At 54.2% G+C, this 17,559-nt stretch carries 18 protein-coding genes and 1 pseudogene; 7 read left to right on the top strand and 12 right to left on the bottom strand.

What is annotated here, in order from left to right; translation table 11 throughout:
• Positions 1 to 11 precede the first annotated feature (11 nt).
• Genes sufE through sufA form a run of 6 tightly spaced genes read right to left on the bottom strand, consistent with a single transcriptional unit; the run spans position 12 to position 5,529 of the window.
• Positions 12 to 428, bottom strand: a complete 417-nt coding sequence (gene sufE / locus GXP72_RS09600) for a cysteine desulfuration protein SufE (protein ID WP_048991554.1) — start codon at positions 426 to 428, stop codon at positions 12 to 14.
• 14 nt (positions 429 to 442) lie between these two features.
• Positions 443 to 1,663, bottom strand: a complete 1,221-nt coding sequence (sufS, locus tag GXP72_RS09595; RefSeq protein ID WP_090417264.1) for a cysteine desulfurase SufS — start codon at positions 1,661 to 1,663, stop codon at positions 443 to 445.
• On the bottom strand, positions 1,660 to 2,931 hold the full coding sequence (sufD, locus tag GXP72_RS09590) for a Fe-S cluster assembly protein SufD (RefSeq protein WP_090417266.1): 1,272 nt from the start codon (positions 2,929 to 2,931) through the stop codon (positions 1,660 to 1,662). Before sufD ends, sufS begins: the two co-directional genes overlap by 4 nt.
• Positions 2,906 to 3,652, bottom strand: a complete 747-nt coding sequence (gene sufC, locus GXP72_RS09585; RefSeq protein ID WP_014831592.1) for a Fe-S cluster assembly ATPase SufC — start codon at positions 3,650 to 3,652, stop codon at positions 2,906 to 2,908. The genes sufD and sufC overlap by 26 nt, the downstream gene beginning before the upstream one ends.
• 9 nt (positions 3,653 to 3,661) lie before the next feature.
• Positions 3,662 to 5,152: a Fe-S cluster assembly protein SufB gene (gene sufB, locus GXP72_RS09580; RefSeq protein WP_024909392.1), complete on the bottom strand. Its 1,491-nt coding sequence runs from the start codon at positions 5,150 to 5,152 to the stop codon at positions 3,662 to 3,664.
• An 8-nt stretch (positions 5,153 to 5,160) separates the two neighbouring features.
• Positions 5,161 to 5,529, bottom strand: a complete 369-nt coding sequence (gene sufA / locus GXP72_RS09575) for a Fe-S cluster assembly scaffold SufA (RefSeq protein ID WP_008500631.1) — start codon at positions 5,527 to 5,529, stop codon at positions 5,161 to 5,163.
• Positions 5,530 to 6,017: 488 nt separating this feature from the next.
• Between sufA and GXP72_RS22615 the strand changes: the two are divergent.
• From GXP72_RS22615 to tssD, 3 genes and pseudogenes are all read left to right on the top strand, one after another.
• Positions 6,018 to 6,137, top strand: a pseudogene (locus GXP72_RS22615) (DUF2778 domain-containing protein); the annotation flags it as partial.
• Positions 6,109 to 6,366 carry a hypothetical protein gene (locus tag GXP72_RS09570; RefSeq protein ID WP_075201550.1) on the top strand — a complete coding sequence of 86 codons (258 nt, stop codon included), beginning with the start codon at positions 6,109 to 6,111 and terminating at the stop codon, positions 6,364 to 6,366. The pseudogene GXP72_RS22615 and the gene GXP72_RS09570, both read left to right, overlap by 29 nt.
• A gap of 12 nt (positions 6,367 to 6,378) precedes the next feature.
• Positions 6,379 to 6,870 carry a type VI secretion system tube protein TssD gene (gene tssD, locus GXP72_RS09565; protein ID WP_048991558.1) on the top strand — a complete coding sequence of 164 codons (492 nt, stop codon included), beginning with the start codon at positions 6,379 to 6,381 and terminating at the stop codon, positions 6,868 to 6,870.
• Between the two features lie 184 nt (positions 6,871 to 7,054).
• On the opposite strand, the gene GXP72_RS09560 is transcribed toward tssD, so the two are convergent.
• Together GXP72_RS09560 and GXP72_RS09555 are read right to left on the bottom strand one after the other, a co-directional pair.
• Entirely contained in the window at positions 7,055 to 7,783 is a 729-nt protein-coding gene (locus GXP72_RS09560; RefSeq protein ID WP_032650989.1) for a MerR family transcriptional regulator, read from the bottom strand.
• 185 nt (positions 7,784 to 7,968) lie between these two features.
• Positions 7,969 to 9,192: a diguanylate phosphodiesterase gene (locus GXP72_RS09555; RefSeq protein ID WP_032650987.1), complete on the bottom strand. Its 1,224-nt coding sequence runs from the start codon at positions 9,190 to 9,192 to the stop codon at positions 7,969 to 7,971.
• Positions 9,193 to 9,530: 338 nt separating this feature from the next.
• Between GXP72_RS09555 and ycgZ the strand changes: the two genes are divergently transcribed.
• From ycgZ to fdhF, 4 genes are all read left to right on the top strand, one after another.
• Positions 9,531 to 9,770, top strand: a complete 240-nt coding sequence (gene ycgZ / locus GXP72_RS09550) for a regulatory protein YcgZ (protein WP_024909397.1) — start codon at positions 9,531 to 9,533, stop codon at positions 9,768 to 9,770.
• A 4-nt stretch (positions 9,771 to 9,774) separates the two neighbouring features.
• Positions 9,775 to 10,095: a hypothetical protein gene (locus GXP72_RS09545; protein ID WP_032650984.1), complete on the top strand. Its 321-nt coding sequence runs from the start codon at positions 9,775 to 9,777 to the stop codon at positions 10,093 to 10,095.
• A gap of 29 nt (positions 10,096 to 10,124) precedes the next feature.
• A complete protein-coding gene (locus GXP72_RS09540; RefSeq protein ID WP_023617825.1) occupies positions 10,125 to 10,403 on the top strand; it encodes a biofilm development regulator YmgB/AriR family protein in 279 nt (92 codons plus the stop codon).
• A 190-nt stretch (positions 10,404 to 10,593) separates the two neighbouring features.
• Complete coding sequence (gene fdhF, locus GXP72_RS09535; RefSeq protein ID WP_090417270.1) at positions 10,594 to 12,744, top strand: formate dehydrogenase subunit alpha; 2,151 nt, start codon at positions 10,594 to 10,596, stop codon at positions 12,742 to 12,744.
• Between the two features lie 66 nt (positions 12,745 to 12,810).
• Here the strand turns inward: fdhF and GXP72_RS09530 are convergent, their stop codons facing one another.
• The 4 genes from GXP72_RS09530 to GXP72_RS09515 are packed head-to-tail and all read right to left on the bottom strand — an operon-like array spanning position 12,811 to position 17,515.
• The gene (locus GXP72_RS09530; protein WP_024909401.1) at positions 12,811 to 13,452 is read right to left on the bottom strand and encodes a LuxR C-terminal-related transcriptional regulator; all 642 of its coding nucleotides are present in this window, start codon (positions 13,450 to 13,452) and stop codon (positions 12,811 to 12,813) included.
• A gap of 51 nt (positions 13,453 to 13,503) precedes the next feature.
• Positions 13,504 to 14,016 carry a fimbrial protein gene (locus tag GXP72_RS09525; RefSeq protein ID WP_090417272.1) on the bottom strand — a complete coding sequence of 171 codons (513 nt, stop codon included), beginning with the start codon at positions 14,014 to 14,016 and terminating at the stop codon, positions 13,504 to 13,506.
• Between the two features lie 11 nt (positions 14,017 to 14,027).
• On the bottom strand, positions 14,028 to 14,975 hold the full coding sequence (locus tag GXP72_RS09520; protein WP_048991562.1) for a fimbrial protein: 948 nt from the start codon (positions 14,973 to 14,975) through the stop codon (positions 14,028 to 14,030).
• 11 nt (positions 14,976 to 14,986) lie between these two features.
• Entirely contained in the window at positions 14,987 to 17,515 is a 2,529-nt protein-coding gene (locus tag GXP72_RS09515; protein ID WP_090418210.1) for a fimbria/pilus outer membrane usher protein, read from the bottom strand.
• Between the last annotated feature and the right edge of the window lie 44 nt (positions 17,516 to 17,559).

Raw genomic sequence — 17,559 nt, 5'->3', positions numbered from 1 at the left:
GTTCTGTAAGTCTAGCTAAGGATTGCAGCTTTGGCGCGGATGGCGCGAATCATCGCTTCCAGTCCCTGGGAACGAGACGGGGTGAGGTGTTGGGTCAGGGCCATTTTTTCAAACCACGGGCGGACATCAAACGCGACAATATCCTGCGCCGACATCCGGTGATAAAGAATAAAGACGACCGCAATAAGCCCTTTTACAATGGCCGCATCGCTGTCGCCGTGCAGTTCGACAGTGCCGTCATCCGACTGCGCCATCACAATCCACACCTGGCTCTGACAGCCCTGAATACTGTTCTCCGGGGTATGCGCCTCTTCGCTGAGCGGCGGCAAGCGCTGTCCCAGCTCAATGATATAGAGATACTTCTCTTCCCAGTTTGCGCAACGCGAGAAGTTACGCAGCAGTTTATCTTTGTCCGGCAGTTCTGCCATCTTTCGCCTCTCCGTTAGCCCAGCAGCTGATGAATGCGCTTAAGCCCCGCCACCAGCCTGTCGACCTCTTCCGTTGTGTTGTACATCACCAGCGACGCGCGGCACATTGCCGGCACCTGGTAAAACGCCATCAGCGGCATGGCGCAGTGGTGCCCGGTACGGACCGCCACGCCGTAGTTATCGAGGAAACTGCCCACGTCATAGGCGTGATGTTTCCCGAGATTGAACGCGATCACCCCTTGCCGGTCGGCAGGCCCGTAGAGGGTCAGATCCGGCACGCCGGCAAGCTCCTCAAGCGCATAGTGCATCAGCAGCTGTTCGTACTCCTGAATGCTATCAAGGCCGATTGAGGAGACATAAGAAATCGCCGCTCCTAAACCGATAATCCCACCGGTGTTGGGCGTGCCCGCCTCAAAACGCCACGGCGCGCGCGCATAGGTGGTGCCTTCCGTCAGGCTGACGGTGGCGATCATCGACCCGCCCCCTTCCCACGGCGGCATCGCCTGCAGGATCTCTTCTTTCACATACAGCACGCCAATCCCGGTCGGCCCGTAGAGCTTGTGGCCTGAAAAGACGTAGAAATCGCAGTCCAGCGCCTGGACGTCAATCGCGTGATGCATCACCGCCTGGGCACCGTCAATCAGCACCTTTGCACCTGCCTGATGGGCCTTTTCGACGATATCTGCCACCGGGTTTTCCGTCCCCAGCACGTTGGAGACCTGGGTGACCGCCACCAGCCGCGTTTTATCGTCAAGCAATGCGTCTAGCTGCTCGAGCTGCAGCGTCCCGTCGGCATTTAACGGGATCACCCGCAGTTGCGCACCCACGCGCTCGCAGAGCATCTGCCACGGCACGATATTGGCGTGGTGCTCCATCTGGGTGATGATGATGTTATCCCCCGCGTGAACCTGAGCGTTGCCCCAGCTGTTAGCGACAAGGTTAATCCCTTCGGTGGTTCCGCGCACGAAGACCAGTTCTTCCGGCGAGCGGGCGTTAAGGAAGGCGGCCAGCTGCGTACGCACGTTTTCCATTCGCTGGGTCGCCTCGGCGCTCAGGGTATGAATACCGCGATGCACGGCGGCATAGCCGTGGCGATAAAACTCGGCTTCCGCATCCACCACCTGATTCGGCTTCTGTGCGCTGGCCGCGCTGTCCAGATAGGCCAGCGGCAGACCGTTTACTTCACGGGTCAGAACCGGGAAATCTGCCCGTACTTTCTCGACGGGAAAACTCATGCTTCGCCTCCAGGCAGGCGCTGACCGATCCGATCCAGCACCTGCAGTTTTAACTGACCATCGTGCAGCGCTTCCGTCAGTTCGGCGGCAAACGCGTAGATAATCATTTTCTGCGCCGCCTGCTGGTCGATGCCGCGCGAGCGCAGGTAGAACATCTGCTCGTCGTCGATTCGCCCGACCGTCGCACCGTGGCTGCATTTGACGTCGTCGGCGTAGATCTCCAGCTGCGGTTTAGTGTCCACTTCCGCAAGGCGGCCTAACAGCAGATTATTGTTGGTCATCTGCCCGTCGGTTTTAATGGCGTGCTGCGCCACGTTAATCAGTCCGTTAAACACCGCGCGGCCTTTATCACTGACGATGGTTTTGTGCAGCTGGCGGCTGTTGCAGTAGCCTTTGTTGTGCTCCAGCCAGGTGCGCGTGTCGCACACTTCCGATTTAACCGGCATCGCCAGGCTGTTGATGCGCAGCGTGGTGTTTTCACCGTTAAGCTGCGTGCTGGTGTTGTGGCGCAGCACCGCCCCGCCGAGCAGGAAGCTGTGGCTGTACGCCGCGGCATCCTGGCCAAGGACAATGTCGTTATGGGCAAAGTGGTGGCTCTGCGCATTCTCAAACGCCAGCTTGACATGATGAAGCTGCGCATTCGCGGCAACATTCATCGTCAGACGCGATCCGGTAAAGTGACGCGTCTCATTGAGGCTGACGTAATGTTCGATGACCGTGGCCTCCGCCCCCTCCGCCAGCTCCAGATGGTGGCGATAGTGCGCGGTATTGATTTCATCGCCGTTCAGCCCCTGAGTGATGTGCATCAGCAGCAGCGGTTTTGCCGGACGCTGGTTACGCTTCACGCGGATGTGCGTCACGCTGCGGGCCAGACTCTCGGTCAGGTGCAGGAAGACCTCAGGCTGAACCGGGGCGCTCAGGCGCTGGCGATCGTCGTTTATCTCAATCTCAAAGCCGCTCTCCTGAACCGTGTCGCTCAGTTCCGGACGGAACTGACCGTCGACGAACACCAGGCGCAGGGCATCGACACGCAAGGCCAGCGCGTCGCGCTGTACTGGGGTGAGATCCGCCAGACGAGTCACAAACTCGGCGTTCAGCAGACCCTCAAGCGGGGTGTATTTCCAGTTCTCGTGCTTACGCGTCGGCAACCCGAGACGCAGCATTTGCTGGAGATGCTGCTGCGCCTGCTCGGAGCGCGTGCCCCCCTGGGCTTCAAACAGCCGGTGCCACTGCTGGAGCGCATTACTGCTGTTCGGTAAGCCAGCCATAACCCTGCTCCTCCAGTTGTTTAACCAGCGTGAAATCACCGGATTTCACAATACGTCCCTGGTAAAGCACGTGGACGTAATCCGGCTTGATGTAGTCCAGAATGCGCTGGTAGTGGGTGACGATAATAAACGAGCGCTTGCCGTCGCGCAGGGAGTTCACTCCGTCAGCGACAATCTTCAGGGCATCGATGTCCAGACCGGAGTCGGTCTCATCCAGAATGCACAGCTCGGGTTCCAGAACCGCCATCTGCAGAATATCGTTACGCTTTTTCTCACCGCCGGAAAAACCAACGTTCACCGAGCGGGTCAGCAGATCTTCCGGCATTTTCAGCAGCTTAATCTTCTCTTCCATCAGATCCTGGAAGTCGAAGCGGTCCAGCGCCTCCAGCCCGCGATACTTACGCACCGCATTCAGCGCCGTCTGCAGGAAGAACTGGTTGCTGACGCCCGGAATTTCGACCGGGTACTGGAAGGCCATAAAGATGCCCTCGCCCGCACGGTCTTCCGGCGACATCTCCAGCAGATCTTTGCCGTTAAACTCGACCGAGCCGTGGGTCACCTCATAATCTTCGCGCCCCGCCAGCGTCGCAGAAAGCGTACTTTTCCCGGAACCGTTCGGCCCCATGATGGCGTGGACTTCCCCCGGCTTGACGTCAAAATTGAGGCCACGCAGGATGGCTTTGTCTTCTACGCTGACCTGTAAATCTTTAATGCTTAACATGTGCTTTCCTTAACCGACGCTGTGTTCAAGACTAATGGCGAGGAGTTTCTGGGCTTCAACGGCAAATTCCAGCGGCAGTTCAGAGAACACATCCTTACAGAAGCCGTTAACGATCATCGAGATGGCGTCTTCTTCGCTGATCCCGCGCTGCAGGCAGTAGAAGAGCTGATCTTCTCCTATCCGCGACGTGGTCGCCTCGTGTTCAAGCTGGGCCGTGTTATTACGGCATTCGACGTACGGGAAGGTATGCGCCCCGCAATCTGCGCCAATCAGCATCGAGTCACACTGGGTGAAGTTTCGCGCATTGGTGGCCGTCGGCATGATTTTCACCAGCCCGCGATAGCTGTTCTGGCTGTGACCGGCGGAGATGCCTTTCGAGATAATGGTCGATTTGGTGTTTTTACCAATGTGGATCATCTTGGTGCCGGTATCGGCCTGCTGATGGCCGCTGGTGAGCGCCACCGAGTAAAACTCGCCGATGGAGTTATCCCCGCGCAGAATGCAGCTTGGGTATTTCCAGGTGATGGCCGAGCCGGTTTCTGACTGGGTCCAGGACATCTTGCTATTTTCCCCTTCGCACAGCGCACGCTTGGTGACGAAGTTCAGGATACCGCCGGTATTGCCGTCGCCCGGGAACCAGTTTTGCACCGTGGAGTATTTCACCTCGGCATCTTTGTGGATGATGACCTCCACCACCGCCGCGTGCAGCTGGTAGCTGTCGCGAACCGGGGCGGAACACCCTTCTATATAGCTGACGTAGCTGCCTTCATCTGCGACCAGAATCGTGCGTTCGAACTGACCGGTCTTTTCGGCATTGATGCGGAAATAGGTGGAAAGCTCCATCGGACAGCGCACGCCTTTCGGCACGTAGATAAAGGTGCCGTCCGAGGCTACCGCCGCATTGAGCGCCGCAAAGAAGTTGTCGTTAGAGGGCACCACGGTCCCGATGTACTTTTTCACCAGTTCCGGATGATCGTGAATCGCTTCGCCGAAGGAGCAGAAAATGATCCCCTGCTCTGCCAGCTTCTCGCGGTAGGTGGTCGCCACCGAGACGGAGTCGAAAATGGCGTCTACCGCCACCTCTTTCCCTTCGCGCACCGGCACGCCCAGCTGATTAAAGGCTTCTTCCACCTCTTTGCTGAGGAAGCTGTTCTCCGCGCCGGTTTGCTGCACCGCGCCGGGCTGCGAAGCGCAGGTGTCGTCACAGCTGCCGCAGGAGGGCGCAGAGTAGTAGCTGTAATCCTGATAGTTCAGCTTGTCATAATGCGCTTTCAGCCAGTGCGGTTCTTCCATTTCCAGCCAGGCACGGAAGGCGCTCAGGCGAAACTCCAGCATCCACTCCGGCTCGTTACGTTTCGCCGAGATCGCCCGCACGACATCTTCATTGATGCCTTTTGCCAGCTCATCGGTCTGCAGCTGGGTGAAGAACCCCTCTTTATAGTTGAGGTGCCCACCGCTCCAGGTATTTACTTCACTCGTTGCTTCAGTATTACGAGACATAGTTCCGCCTATACCCCAAAGCTTTCGCCGCAGCCGCATTCGTTCTGGGCTTTCGGGTTATGAAATTTGAATAACTGGTTTAAGCCTTCGCGGACGTAGTCCACTTCGGTGCCGTCAATAAACGGCATGGCCTGCAGCGCGACGTACAGTTTCGCGCCGTCGGTCTCGAATACCAGGTCATCTTTCTCGGGTTCGGTGACGGTATCGAGCACGTAGCCAAAACCCGCGCAGCCGGTCTGTTTGACACCCAAACGCACGCCGAGGATCTCGGGCTTTTTCGCCACCAGCTCGTGAATATGTGCCGCCGCCGCTGGCGTGAGCGTTAACCCGCGCCAGGCAAAATCGGCTGGATTAAAGGTTTCTGAATGCAGTTCCATAGGTCCACCTCATCTGATAAGCCATCAGGGCATAACACCATATTAGTGATAACGATTATCACTTCAACCCTCTGTCAGCAGGGGCATTCGGTTAAACCGCCCTTTTTGCCTACTTTTATTAAGCATAGACCCTGTGGCAGGATGCAGGCAGGATGGATTTAATTGTTCAATGCATTGATTAATAATGCATTTCGTTGTGTCATTTTTGACGGAGAGGAGAAAAGTAAAATATGCATCGGAAATGCCTATTTTTGAGATAGCCTCTTTGATTGTCGTGAACTCAGTCTAACAGATGCGATTTGGCGCACTAAAAGAAGGCCAGGGCTTCAGGTGCCCGGCCAGCAAGCGCTCCTCAGCAGTAGACAACCTGTTGATGCGAGTCTTTTTCTGAAAATCATACGCACACTCTGGAACACATTATTAATCACTGTAGCATTAACCACACTCTTGCAAAGGAAGTAAGGTGGCATATGGCGTTACAGGGGATGATGATTCATAACGCGCTAATGAATACATCGCTTATTCAGGTTCCATGCATGCGGTCACTCATGGCGCGAGGCTGGGTGGAGGTAGTAGCGGGTGGCTACATTAAAAAACCTTGCTCGTAGGGCAAGTAAAATTATTTACTTTCTCATTTTATTACTCGCTCTTGGTCATATGCTACCAGGCCCAGAGTTATATATTAACTATGATGTAGCCAGAACAACAGCAATCATTATCGCCGGAAATGAAAATGCAGAATCAATGTATGATGCCTATTCACTTATTGACTGGCTTACAATGCTAATTATCGCTACCCCTCTCTATATTTTAACAATGAAGTTAATCAAAAATTAAGGAGACAATAAAATGCCTATACCTCCCTATATGTGGCTTAAAGACGATGGCGGTGCAGATATCAAAGGATCTGTTGATGTACAAGATCGTGAAGGTAGTATTGAAATTATCGGTCTGAGCCACGGTATAAATTTACCCGTTGACAGCGCAAACGGCAAAATCACCGGCACCCGCCAGCACTCATCCATGATGATCGAGAAAGAAGTTGATAGCTCTACGCCATATCTTTACAAGGCTGCAGCAACTGGGCAGACGTTGAAAAGCGCAGAAATAAGATTTTATCACATCAATGATGCAGGTCAGGAGGTTTGCTACTACACCGTTCTTATGGAGAATGTGAAATTAACTGGCGTCCACTGTAGCGTTCCGAATATTAAGCTGGCGGGGAACGATAAAATGAATCACATAGAAAGTGTCAGCATTCAATATGAAAAAATCACCTGGAGAATTCTTGACGGTAATATTCAATTTTCAGATGCATGGAATGAGCGCCATACTCGCTGAGTATTAATAAGGGGACACCGTCCCCTATTGAACAAGTTGCCGACAGCAAAGCCCCCAGAAAAAAGCAGATGTCGTTTAAAATTAACCGGGTAAATCTCATCCGCAGGAATAATGCCTATTCTTAAGATAGCTTTTTGCAAGGAAAGTGACAAAGACAAAAAAAGGCCCTTAAGGCCTCTTACACTCAGTGATGAAATGAGACAGCAAACCCCTGCTCACGCCAGTGGTCAAGCTGTTCCTGCTGGCGAGGCGTTGGGGATTTCCCGGTCCAGACAAAGATTTTTTGCCCCGGGAAGAGTTCAGGACGCGGCGAGTCAATGGGCTCTGCCAGCACGTCAATGTGCCAGCCCTTTTGCGACAGGCGCGCGGCTTCCAGCCACAGGTGGGTGCGGTCATCACATTCCCAGCCAATCAGGAGCGCGTCTTTGCCGGCTTTTTTGCGGGACTCCGCCAGGCTTGCAATCGCAAATTCGATCAGTACGCCGTCAAACAGGCTCGCCATGTGACGCACGGTATTTTGATCCTGGTTCATACGCTGACGGACGGGAGAGATAATATTGTCAATCAGCGCATCCATCGCGTGATCGCGGCGGAATTCACCTATTTTGGCCCGCAGCTTTGCAGGACTGGCGTAGCGCAGAACGGTCATCATCTCTTCCTGGAACGAGACCCAGTTGCCCTGCGTCAGCACTTCCTTGTTTTCCAGCAAGGCTTTAACTTTTCCGACCGAAACGCCGCTTTTCATCAGGCGTTTGATCTCTTCAATGCGCAGGATATCTTCATCGTCAAACTGACGATGGCCCCCTTCGCTGCGCTGCGGCTTCAATAATCCATAACGGCGCTGCCAGGCACGCAGCGTAACGGGGTTGATACCGCATCGTTCGGCCACTTCGCCGATACTGTAATAGGCCATTAACTCCCTCACGCTCAGAACTTCCATACCTAACTGCACCAACCTTATCAGATTGTACACATCATTTGTATAACTAAGACCGCATTTTGAACGGGCGAACGGGGTTCTTTTCCATCCACCTGTTAATACATTGTTGTATAAAATTTGCCGTTCGTACAGTTAAGTCTGCCGGATTGTGTACAGCTTTATCCGAAGTCGAACTTTTTCTCCGGCCACGCAATCGCGGGAATACCCCCGTGTCGTGGGCTGGCAAAAAGATGTCCCTGGAACTGGGAAATCCCCGCGGACTCCAGCCACATCCACTCTTCCGCCTTCTCTACGCCCACCGCGCAGAACTGGATCTCAAGCGAGGAACAGCATTTGATAATCGCCTGAATAATGGCCTGACGAGGGCCACTTTTATGCACGTTCGCGACCAAATCGCGATTAATCTTAATTCTGTCCGGCTGGAACTGGGCCAGCAGCTGCAGCCCGGCAAAACCGGCACCAAAGTGATCGATCGTCACGCTGATACCCGCACTTTTTAGCTGCCTGACCGAATCCGTGAATTCATCAAAACGAGATATAGCTTCGCTCTCGGTGAACTCCACCACAATTTGCTCGGGCACAAACCCATTAGCTTCAATCGCGGTGAGCAGGAAATCCACGGCGTTAGGAATGTTTACCAGCGTCATGGGCAGCAGGTTCAGGGATAACGTCTGGTCCTGTAGCCCCAGCGCGCTGGCCATAGAAAGTGCCACCTGCTTGCTTTGCAAATCAGACGTGTACACTTCGTCACGCGGGCGGCTGGCGAAATAGGCCCCCGGCGAGTCACCGTCAGGAGTGCGCAGAAGCGCCTCCCAGGAGACAACCTGCTGCATAAACGGATCGACTATCGGCTGGAACGCAAAGCTGCAATCCGCCCCTTTCGCAACCACCTCAGGCTGCGCGGACAGGCGCGTTTCTTCGCGAACGAATTCCCAGGAATCCGCAGGCGGCAGTTCAAAATAGTTCGCTTTTTCCGTGGCCTCAACAAAGGTGCGGAAAAACTGCAGCGGGCGGTCGTTATAGGTCAACTGGTAGCGTGTCGTCCCCTTATTGAGCACCTGCTGCAGCACCTCGTCCCTGTCGAAGTGGCGCAAGTCAAAAAGCTCCATGCCCACGTTGCCAAAACGCCGGACAGGGCCGTGATCGCGCATTAACTCGACCACGTTATGGTGGCGCGGGTCGTTGCAGATCTGCTCATAGATAGCAGAAACCTGCTCCACCGGCCCTTCAAGCAATTGAAAAAAGTGTGTGCCGTTAAACAGCAAGATCCCCGTGACATTGGATTGCCGATTTTTACGATTTGCAGCAGCGACCATTGATTCCAGCGCTTTCACCGGAACGTCCTCGCAGATATGACTGCGGTAAATGATGGTTGTGAGCATGCTTTTCCTGGGGTTAGGGTTTTGGCCACAGTAGACGTGGGTAATTTTCACTTATAGCACATTAATTGCCTGACAAATAATTTACATCTCAATCATTTACGGCAGTTGATGGGACCGTTCTTCTCGATTGTATAACTTACCAGCGCCCGACCTTTTTGTACAATATATCCTGTCACATTACCGATTCATGACAATTCAGTAACACAATGAAAATAAAGTGATTTATAAAATATATCATAAAAACATTAAAAATCTGTACATTTTATATGTACAGATTTAGGAATTGTGTATACCTTAATTGTAACGTTAGTGATTACAAAATTTTACAGGAGCGAAACATGCAGCAGAAAGGTTACGCCACAGATTCCGCAGCAGCAATCGCGCAGTACTTCGAAAAAGCCGCGCTCCCTACCCAGCAGGAGACGCTGGGCCAGGTGGTTGTAGAAATTCTCAGCGACGGGCGAAACCTTAATCGCAAATCGCTCTGTACCAAACTGCTCAGCCGCCTCGAAAAGGCCGATGGCCCGGAAGAGGAAGAGCATTACCATATGCTGCTTGGTCTGCTCTTCGAACGGTAACGTGATGAATAGCAGTGACGCAGACCGACTGATCGACACGCTTATCGGTGAAGCCGTTCTTTCTCTTCTGAAAGAGCGGGGGCCAGTGACAACCGAAGGATTGCTGCAGCGTCTGCGGGTAATGAAAGAGCATGAAAAGGATCCCCGGCGGCGGGAGACACTTGCGGTGGTGATTGCCGATATCGGCTCAAACAGCATCGCCTTTACACGTCGCAGAACCGCGCAAGGACGAACGAACAGAGAGGGACCTCTCAACGATAACCGAGACAATGTAGTGCCGTTATTTGGAAGTGGAAAACCGTCCGACCCCAAAAAAATACATTGACTGCAATTTAACAGCTACGGTGAGAACAAATGAGACAAAATATTCAGCTTCAACCCGAATACCATTCTGCTTTTTTAGACAGTGCGCTGTCGGAATATTTCCGTCACGCAGGCGATCGTTTTGCTGAAGAGTCCGCTGTTTTTTCTACTGCAGTACGCTGTGTTCTGGCCTCCGAAGGTCATCTGTCCAATAAAGCGATCATCCTCTGGCTCATTCAGACGCTGGAAGCCACAAACGACGTGGTTCAGGCGGATGTGATTCGTAAGACGCTGGAAATCGTGGTGGGTTACACGATGGACGATCTCTAAGTTCCTGCTCGCCACGCCCCTAACGTGTCATCGTCAAAACTGACGATCGGCCTGACGATGACACGCGTCTTTCCCGCTTAACACCCTGTAAAACCAGCAAAGCCAACCTGGCACGGTTCCTGCTTAACACCGTTTACGGGACTGGGTTTTCCAGTCAACTTTGCTTCATTTCTTAACAGGTCTGTTATTGATGAAAAAGATCGCCAGCGTCTGCCCCTACTGTGGTGCAGGCTGTAAATTAAACCTTGTCGTTGAAAATAACCGTATTATCCGTGCCGAAGCGGCAGAGGGCGTCACAAACCAGGGCACCCTGTGTCTGAAGGGCTTTTACGGCTGGGACTTCCTCAACGATACCCGTCTGCTCACCCCGCGCCTGACTCAGCCGATGATCCGCTACCACAAAGGCGAGGCTTTCACCCCCGTTACCTGGGAAGAGGCTATCCGCTACACCGCCCACAGGCTCACCAGCATTAAAGCGCAGCACGGGCCCCGGTCGATCATGACCACCGGCTCCTCCCGCGGAACCGGCAATGAAACAAACTATGTGATGCAAAAATTTGCCCGCGCGGTGCTGAACACCAACAACGTGGACTGCTGCGCGCGCGTCTGTCATGGCCCTTCCGTGGCCGGTTTACAGGAAACGCTCGGCAACGGCGCCATGAGCAACTCCATCAACGATATTGAAAACTCAAAATGTCTGCTGGTGTTTGGCTATAACTGCGCGGACTCCCACCCTATCGTCGCCCGGCGCGTGCTGAAAGCGCGTGAAAACGGCGCGAAAATTATCGTTTGCGATCCGCGGCGCATCGAAACGGCACGCATCGCCGACCAGCATCTGCAGCTGAAAAACGGCAGCAACATGGCGCTGGTGAACGCCTTCGGCTACGTGCTGCTGGAAGAGGAGTTATACGACAAAAGCTACGTGGCGCGCTTTACGGAGGGGCTTGAGGCCTACCGCCAGACGGTGAAAGACTATGCGCCGGAGAAGGTTGAGCATCTTACCGGCATTCCCGCCCGCGACGTTCGCCAGGCGATGCGCACCTTCGCGGCGGCCCCTTCCGCCACCGTGATGTGGGGTATGGGCGTGACCCAGTTTGGTCAGGCTGTGGATGTGGTCAGAGGGCTTTCCAGCCTGGCGCTGCTGACCGGTAATCTCGGTCGCCCTGCCGTCGGCGTCGGGCCGGTACGCGGTCAAAATAACGTCCAGGGTGCCTGCGACATGGGCGTGCTGCCGAATATGTTCCCCGGCTATCAGGATGTGACCGATCCGGCGGTCAGGCAGAAGTTCGCCGACGCCTGGGGGATTGACGTCAATAAAATGGACGATCGCGTCGGGACGCGCATTACCGAGGTGCCTCATCTGGCGCTGGAAGGTAAGGTCAAGGCCTACTACATCATGGGGGAAGATCCGCTTCAGACCGAGGCCGATCTCGGTCTCGTTCGCAGCGGTTTTGAGGCGCTCGACTTTGTTGTGGTTCAGGACATCTTTATGACCAAAACGGCAGAAGTGGCGGACGTTCTGCTCCCTGCCACTTCCTGGGGTGAACACGGTGGCGTCTTTACCTGTGCCGATCGCGGGTTCCAGCGTTTCGGCAAAGCCATCGAAGCCAGCGGCAACGTGAAGCGCGACTGGGAGATCATCAGCCTGCTCGCCACCGAGATGGGCTACCCGATGCATTATGACTCCGACCAGCAGATCTGGGATGAGATGCGCGAGCTGTGCCCGCTCTTCTTCGGCGTGACGTATGAAAAAATGGGCGAGATGGGCCACGTGCAGTGGCCGTGCCCGACGCTGGATCATCCGGGCACGCCTTACCTGTACAAAGACAATCAGTTCGATACCCCAACCGGTAAAGGACAGCTCTTTGCCGCACCGTGGCGCGCGCCGGCGGAAACCCCGGATGAAGATTTCCCGCTGGTGCTGTGTACGGTACGCGAGGTGGGACACTACTCCTGCCGCTCGATGACCGGGAACTGCGCTGCGCTGCAGAGTCTGGCCGACGAGCCGGGCCGGGTGCAAATGCACCCTGCCGATGCGGAAAAACTGGGCATCAAGGAGGGTCAACTGGTCTGGGTACGTTCACGTCGCGGTAAAGTGATTACCCGCGCCAGCATCAGCGAGCGTATCAACAAGGGCGCGGTTTATATGACCTATCAGTGGTGGATTGGCGCCTGCAACGAGCTGACCCAGGATAATCTCGATCCCATCTCCAAAACGCCGGAAACGAAGTACTGCGCGGTACAGCTGGAGGCGATTGAGGACCAGCGCTGGGCGGAGGACTATGCCGCGTCGGCGTATCAGTCCATGAAGTCGCGGCTGATTAACGCGGTGAATGTCTAAAGAAATGTCGGGTGGCGTCACTGCCACCCGGCAACTAAACGACTACAGTCCCACCGTCTCTTCCGCTCATCCGTCGAAACCGATCAGATGGTCACGCAATTTGTTCGGGTAGGCATTTTTTTCGACCATCCTGTGAATGAGCGCCATAAGCTCATAATCACTGCGCAGATCGAATTTTTGCATCAGCAAATACTTATGCGTAAATATCGTTTTATCACTCGTCCTGAGTACATCAGCAATCTGCCCTACCGAGAATCCTCTGTAAAAATTCACCGTGACGCGGATCTGCTGCGGCGAAAGTATTTTATGCTGGCACTCGAAACAGCCGTTATGCTGCCAGCGATATCCCGGCAGTTGCGTCCGGTACCATGCAATAAAAAGCATCTCGCTAACCTGACCAAGCGGGGCGCGGCGGGAGATAAAAATGATATCCTGAAAACAGGATGTAAAAGCGGAAAAACGCCGCTCATCGTCCACCAGCCCAATCACAATCCCTTTTTTTCGCGCTTTCAATTCAGGAACACAGGTCAGCGTTTCCCCGGGGCATAGAGCGAGAATAATAATATCCGCGGCACTGACGCTGTCATAAGTAAGCTCAGTGTCAAAATGAATGTGATGCCTGAAATTATGCAGGAAAAAATCCACAAGAAAATATTGCAGGCCATTTTTAAAAAAAGAATCCGGTTCTTTAATCAGGATATTCAACATATCAATTACCAACATCTGCATATCAATAAGGACAACCAACGCGCGTGCCGATCAGTTGTATTGCATCGTCATGACCACGACGGCACTGATGCTCCCCGGCGTCGCACCGCCGGTGACAGATTTGACTGATGCCTGCATGACCATCGTCGCGGTTCTGTCTGACGCAATAGTCTGCGTAATGCTTGTCCCTGTGCCCTTTAACGCACCGGTTGCGGCCTCGCTCATCGCAATCGCGACGTTCGTGGCCGAACCGCTGTTCATGTAGTAACTCGCCCCCAAGACGGGATCGGGGTTGCCGGTAAAGGAGACCGTAACGCTGCGCGTGCCTGCCGGACACTGGGTAAACGGCAGGCTAAAAAACACAGGATCGGATGTCGACCCCGGCGTGGCCATATTGGATGCCTGAATATTGCCGAGGTTAATATCCAGACTGGTATTGCCCCCATTGAATACGCAGGGAGAGGCAATAATATTGCCAGCGACGCTGACGTTAACGCTATCCGCTGCAATAACATTGCCGCTTATTACTGCCGCGATGAACGCTGCCGTGCGCATTATATGCATCGTCATCCCCTTTACTGGTAGGTCAAATTTAAGGTTGCTGACGCATTTGCGGTACCGGGTTCTACCGTCGTTTGCGTCTGGTAATAACGCGCCGTTAATGGGAACGCTTCCTGCCCCCCTGCCGCAAGCTTCAGCGGCAAACGCGCATTGAGAGTGAGCGGTGTACCGTTATAGAGCAACTGAACGCCAACCCCTTTCGCCGTACCGGTATTACCCTGCCCCGTAAGCGCGAGCACGCTGGGTGTTGCAACGTCAGGATTCTGAATGCCGCTGAGTGATACGTTGACGTTAGCCCCCGCATCGCAGTTAAGCCCGAGATTTTGCGTATTTTGAGCGCCAGCCGGTGTGGTGCCTATCGTTGAGCCAAAAAGCGCGGCAGAAATATCGCCTATCGGAAATGTCAGTTGCGGTGTTGTAATATTGCAGGCCAGTACATTAATGGTTCCGCCCAGCAGGGTGGTCGTCAGGCCATCACGGTAAACGCCGTCACTGCCCTGCAGCATCACTACCCCCAGCACGCCCGGCGTCAGCGACCCCGACGAGACCGGTCCGGTAACGATAAGTTCTATTTTACCGCCCCACCATTCGACATAACTTGCCTGCGCATTATAGGAAAAGGTATTGGCCGGGTTTTCAAAATAATTACCCGACGAAAAACGCACGCCTATACCGTTTACATTCGTGTCATAAACATGATTACCGTAAGCACTCGGTGTCGCATTCAAATACCGCATGCTAAAACCCAGCATTAATGGATTGGCACACCCCGTTAAATAGGAACCGGTTATTGTCGCGTTTCGCGAAAATAATACGGTTCCAACTGCCACGTCACGTTGAACCGTAATGGTGCCGATGGACAAAGTTGATTCCTGCGGCGTAATCGTCGTGCAGGTTCCTGCATGAGCACTGTTCCAGCCTGCTGCGATACACAGCAGGAATATGATGTTAATTAAGCGCATGTTAAAAAACCCTAAAGACAATTGACGTTAATTTCGGTAATTCCCCCCGCCGACGGCTGCGGGGAAAGCACGTAAGGTGCGCGGCATTGCCGTTCGCTTTCCGCTCCCCACGTGACGAAGACGGTTCCCTGAGTATCCAGGCCGGTGAGATAAGCCTGGCCTTTATCGCCAACAATAACGCTGCTGCCGTCGGCGCCCTTAAGGCTTGCCATCGCGCCAAAGGGAACAAACTGGCCGTTATGCAGTAAATTAAATAACACCCGCCGCCCCACCTTCGCCTTATAGTCGGCCAAAACGATCGCTCCACGCGTCGGCGTCACCGTCCGGGTATTAATATCCAGCTCAACATCATCCGGCAGACTTTCCGGGGCAAGGGTGATGTCATTTTTACGGTATACGGAGAGATTGCTGACCACCGTATATCCGCGGTAATCCGTTTTAACGCCCGCCTGATTGCGGATATCGACGCCGTGTGCGCCCGGCGCGCTAATCAGAACATTGGTCTCGCCCAGGGGTTGCGAAAGCGTGATCCCCTCTCTGTGAGCAAGAATGCCCCCTTGCAGGCCGTAATTAAGGCGCTCGCTGTTTTTATCGTAGCTGTAGCCCGCCGTCGCTTCGCCGTAGGTTCCCTTATAATCACCGTTCAGATTGCCCGTGTAGCCGACGCCGTCCGATCCAAAGCCTTGCTGCACGTTCCAGTTCAGGGCGTGGTTTTCCAGCGCTACGCCGTTCAGGCCGATGTTGTGGGTGGTGCCATTATTCTTGCTGGCGCTTACGCCATAGTTAGCCCAGGTCTGCGGCAAAAACGTCTCCAGCGGGATACTGACGTTAAAGGCCAGCAGCTGATCTTTGTCGTACCGTTTATTGTTATCATATGAACCCGCACTGCCGTTTTTACTGTAGGTCCAGGTGAGTCCGTAACTGATGTTGTGCCAGTAGTTGTTGTAGCCCAGGCTGTATGACGCCATTGTTTTACCCGAATTCCAGTAGTCTTCACGGGCCGCGCTCAGCGTCAGCGAGCCAAGATTACCGCCCAGCGTCTGGCTCATCGTCAGCTCGGCGCGGTTTCGGCGTCGGTCCTGAAGCGCGGAGCTGTCACCGTACGAATCAAGGATCTCCTGCATACCGTAGTAACCACTGGTCGAGTAGCGGTAACCCGCAATCGAGAAATGGGTTCCGGTCCCCACAATGTTTTTGCTGTATCGTGCACGCCAGGACTGGCCATTGGATTTCTCACCGCCCTGCGGGGTGGACCAGGCCTGGGACATGTCCGCAGAAATCGCGCCGAAATCACCCATGTTTTTTCCAAGCCCGGTGGCGATCGACTGATATTTGCTCGACTCCTGCAGCCCGCCATACAGCGTTAGCCCATACGGCAGACCATAGATCCCGGTGATTTGCCCGAAAGGTGTCTTATCGACGCTGCCGTTATAAGAACGGTATTGTCCTCCGGTTACTGAATACTTGAGCCGTCCTTCGCGCTGTAAAACCGGTAATGACGCGTACGGGAGAGTGAAATGTTGCTCACTGCCATCAGCCTCTTTAACGGTGACGTCCAGATCCCCTGCGCCGCCCGTGGGGTACATATCGGTAATCTCAAAAGCGCCTGGCGCCACGTAGGTCTGATAAATCTGATAGCCGTTCTGCCGCACCACCACCTGGGCATTGGTGCGCGCGATCCCCCGCACCACGGGTGCATAGCCTTTCAGCGAATCCGGGAGCATGTCATCATCCGAAGCCAGCTGTCCGCCGCGAAACGGCATACTGTCGAACACGTCGGCTGGCGCGGAGCTATCCCCCAGGGTGAGCTGCGCTTTGAGCGGAATAATGGCCCGCTGCGCATAGGTGTAGACGGTATCCCATTTGTCCTGACCGGTTTCATCCCGCGACCAGGTGGTGTAATTTCGCAGTCGCCACGGTCCAACGTTGAGACCCGGGCGCAGGTTGGCATATTGACTGTTGCTGTTTTTACTGCCGTTTTGTTTTGCCCGGCTGTTTGCGCCGCTCAGGCTGTAATTCAACATGGCGGCGGCGATCCCTTCATCCCATAGCGCTGGCGAGACATACCCGCGTGCCGGCATATCAATGGCGGCCTGAGGAATGCTGACGATCAGTCGCTGCGCGGCAAACTGAAAATCCGTGCTGGCGTGAGGAATAGCCTGAAGGTTGACACAGGACGCGTCCTTACTGGCTAAGTCGGGAAAAAGCGCGGTTTTGACGCCCCATCTGTTGAGCTGTTCAATACTCAGACAAGGCTTAAGGCTATCGCCCTCTTCCCCACTTTTTACTGCGGTAAAATCAATATCGCTGGTCTCGATGAGTTGGTCGTCAAGGATGATGTCAACGTGGTATTTCCCTGGTGCCTGCGAACCTGATTCAAAAGCAGATAAATCAGCTTTACCCGTGCCCGGATTGTCCAGTTCAACCAACTCGGCGTTGAACGAATCACGGGCATAAACAGTCTGCATTGCATTTACCAGCGCAAAGGCGATACAGATCGCCAGACGCGCAGGCTGCATTTTTTTAGTTTTCGTTGCCATCATCATTAACCTGACCTGCTATGAGGATCGCCGCTTTTGATGAA

Origin of the sequence: Enterobacter sp. SES19, assembly GCF_011765665.1 — a bacterium.
Classification (GTDB): domain Bacteria; phylum Pseudomonadota; class Gammaproteobacteria; order Enterobacterales; family Enterobacteriaceae; genus Enterobacter; species Enterobacter pseudoroggenkampii.
Note: the sequence above shows the minus strand (reverse complement) of the source record. Positions and strands in the feature narration are given on the sequence as shown.

Bases quoted from the DNA above. Each gene is read 5' to 3' on its own strand.
- GXP72_RS09560 (WP_032650989.1), bottom strand. From the start codon at position 7,783: ATGGCCTATTACAGTATCGGCGAAGTGGCCGAACGATGCGGTATCAAC.
- sufC (WP_014831592.1), bottom strand. From the start codon at position 3,652: ATGTTAAGCATTAAAGATTTACAGGTCAGCGTAGAAGACAAAGCCATC.
- sufA (WP_008500631.1), bottom strand. From the start codon at position 5,529: ATGGAACTGCATTCAGAAACCTTTAATCCAGCCGATTTTGCCTGGCGC.
- sufE (WP_048991554.1), bottom strand. From the start codon at position 428: ATGGCAGAACTGCCGGACAAAGATAAACTGCTGCGTAACTTCTCGCGT.
- GXP72_RS09530 (WP_024909401.1), bottom strand. From the start codon at position 13,452: ATGTTGAATATCCTGATTAAAGAACCGGATTCTTTTTTTAAAAATGGC.
- GXP72_RS09540 (WP_023617825.1), top strand. From the start codon at position 10,125: ATGAGACAAAATATTCAGCTTCAACCCGAATACCATTCTGCTTTTTTA.
- sufS (WP_090417264.1), bottom strand. From the start codon at position 1,663: ATGAGTTTTCCCGTCGAGAAAGTACGGGCAGATTTCCCGGTTCTGACC.
- ycgZ (WP_024909397.1), top strand. From the start codon at position 9,531: ATGCAGCAGAAAGGTTACGCCACAGATTCCGCAGCAGCAATCGCGCAG.
- GXP72_RS09520 (WP_048991562.1), bottom strand. From the start codon at position 14,975: ATGCGCTTAATTAACATCATATTCCTGCTGTGTATCGCAGCAGGCTGG.
- GXP72_RS09515 (WP_090418210.1), bottom strand. From the start codon at position 17,515: ATGGCAACGAAAACTAAAAAAATGCAGCCTGCGCGTCTGGCGATCTGT.
- GXP72_RS09545 (WP_032650984.1), top strand. From the start codon at position 9,775: ATGAATAGCAGTGACGCAGACCGACTGATCGACACGCTTATCGGTGAA.
- GXP72_RS09555 (WP_032650987.1), bottom strand. From the start codon at position 9,192: ATGCTCACAACCATCATTTACCGCAGTCATATCTGCGAGGACGTTCCG.
- sufD (WP_090417266.1), bottom strand. From the start codon at position 2,931: ATGGCTGGCTTACCGAACAGCAGTAATGCGCTCCAGCAGTGGCACCGG.
- fdhF (WP_090417270.1), top strand. From the start codon at position 10,594: ATGAAAAAGATCGCCAGCGTCTGCCCCTACTGTGGTGCAGGCTGTAAA.
- sufB (WP_024909392.1), bottom strand. From the start codon at position 5,152: ATGTCTCGTAATACTGAAGCAACGAGTGAAGTAAATACCTGGAGCGGT.
- tssD (WP_048991558.1), top strand. From the start codon at position 6,379: ATGCCTATACCTCCCTATATGTGGCTTAAAGACGATGGCGGTGCAGAT.
- GXP72_RS09525 (WP_090417272.1), bottom strand. From the start codon at position 14,016: ATGCATATAATGCGCACGGCAGCGTTCATCGCGGCAGTAATAAGCGGC.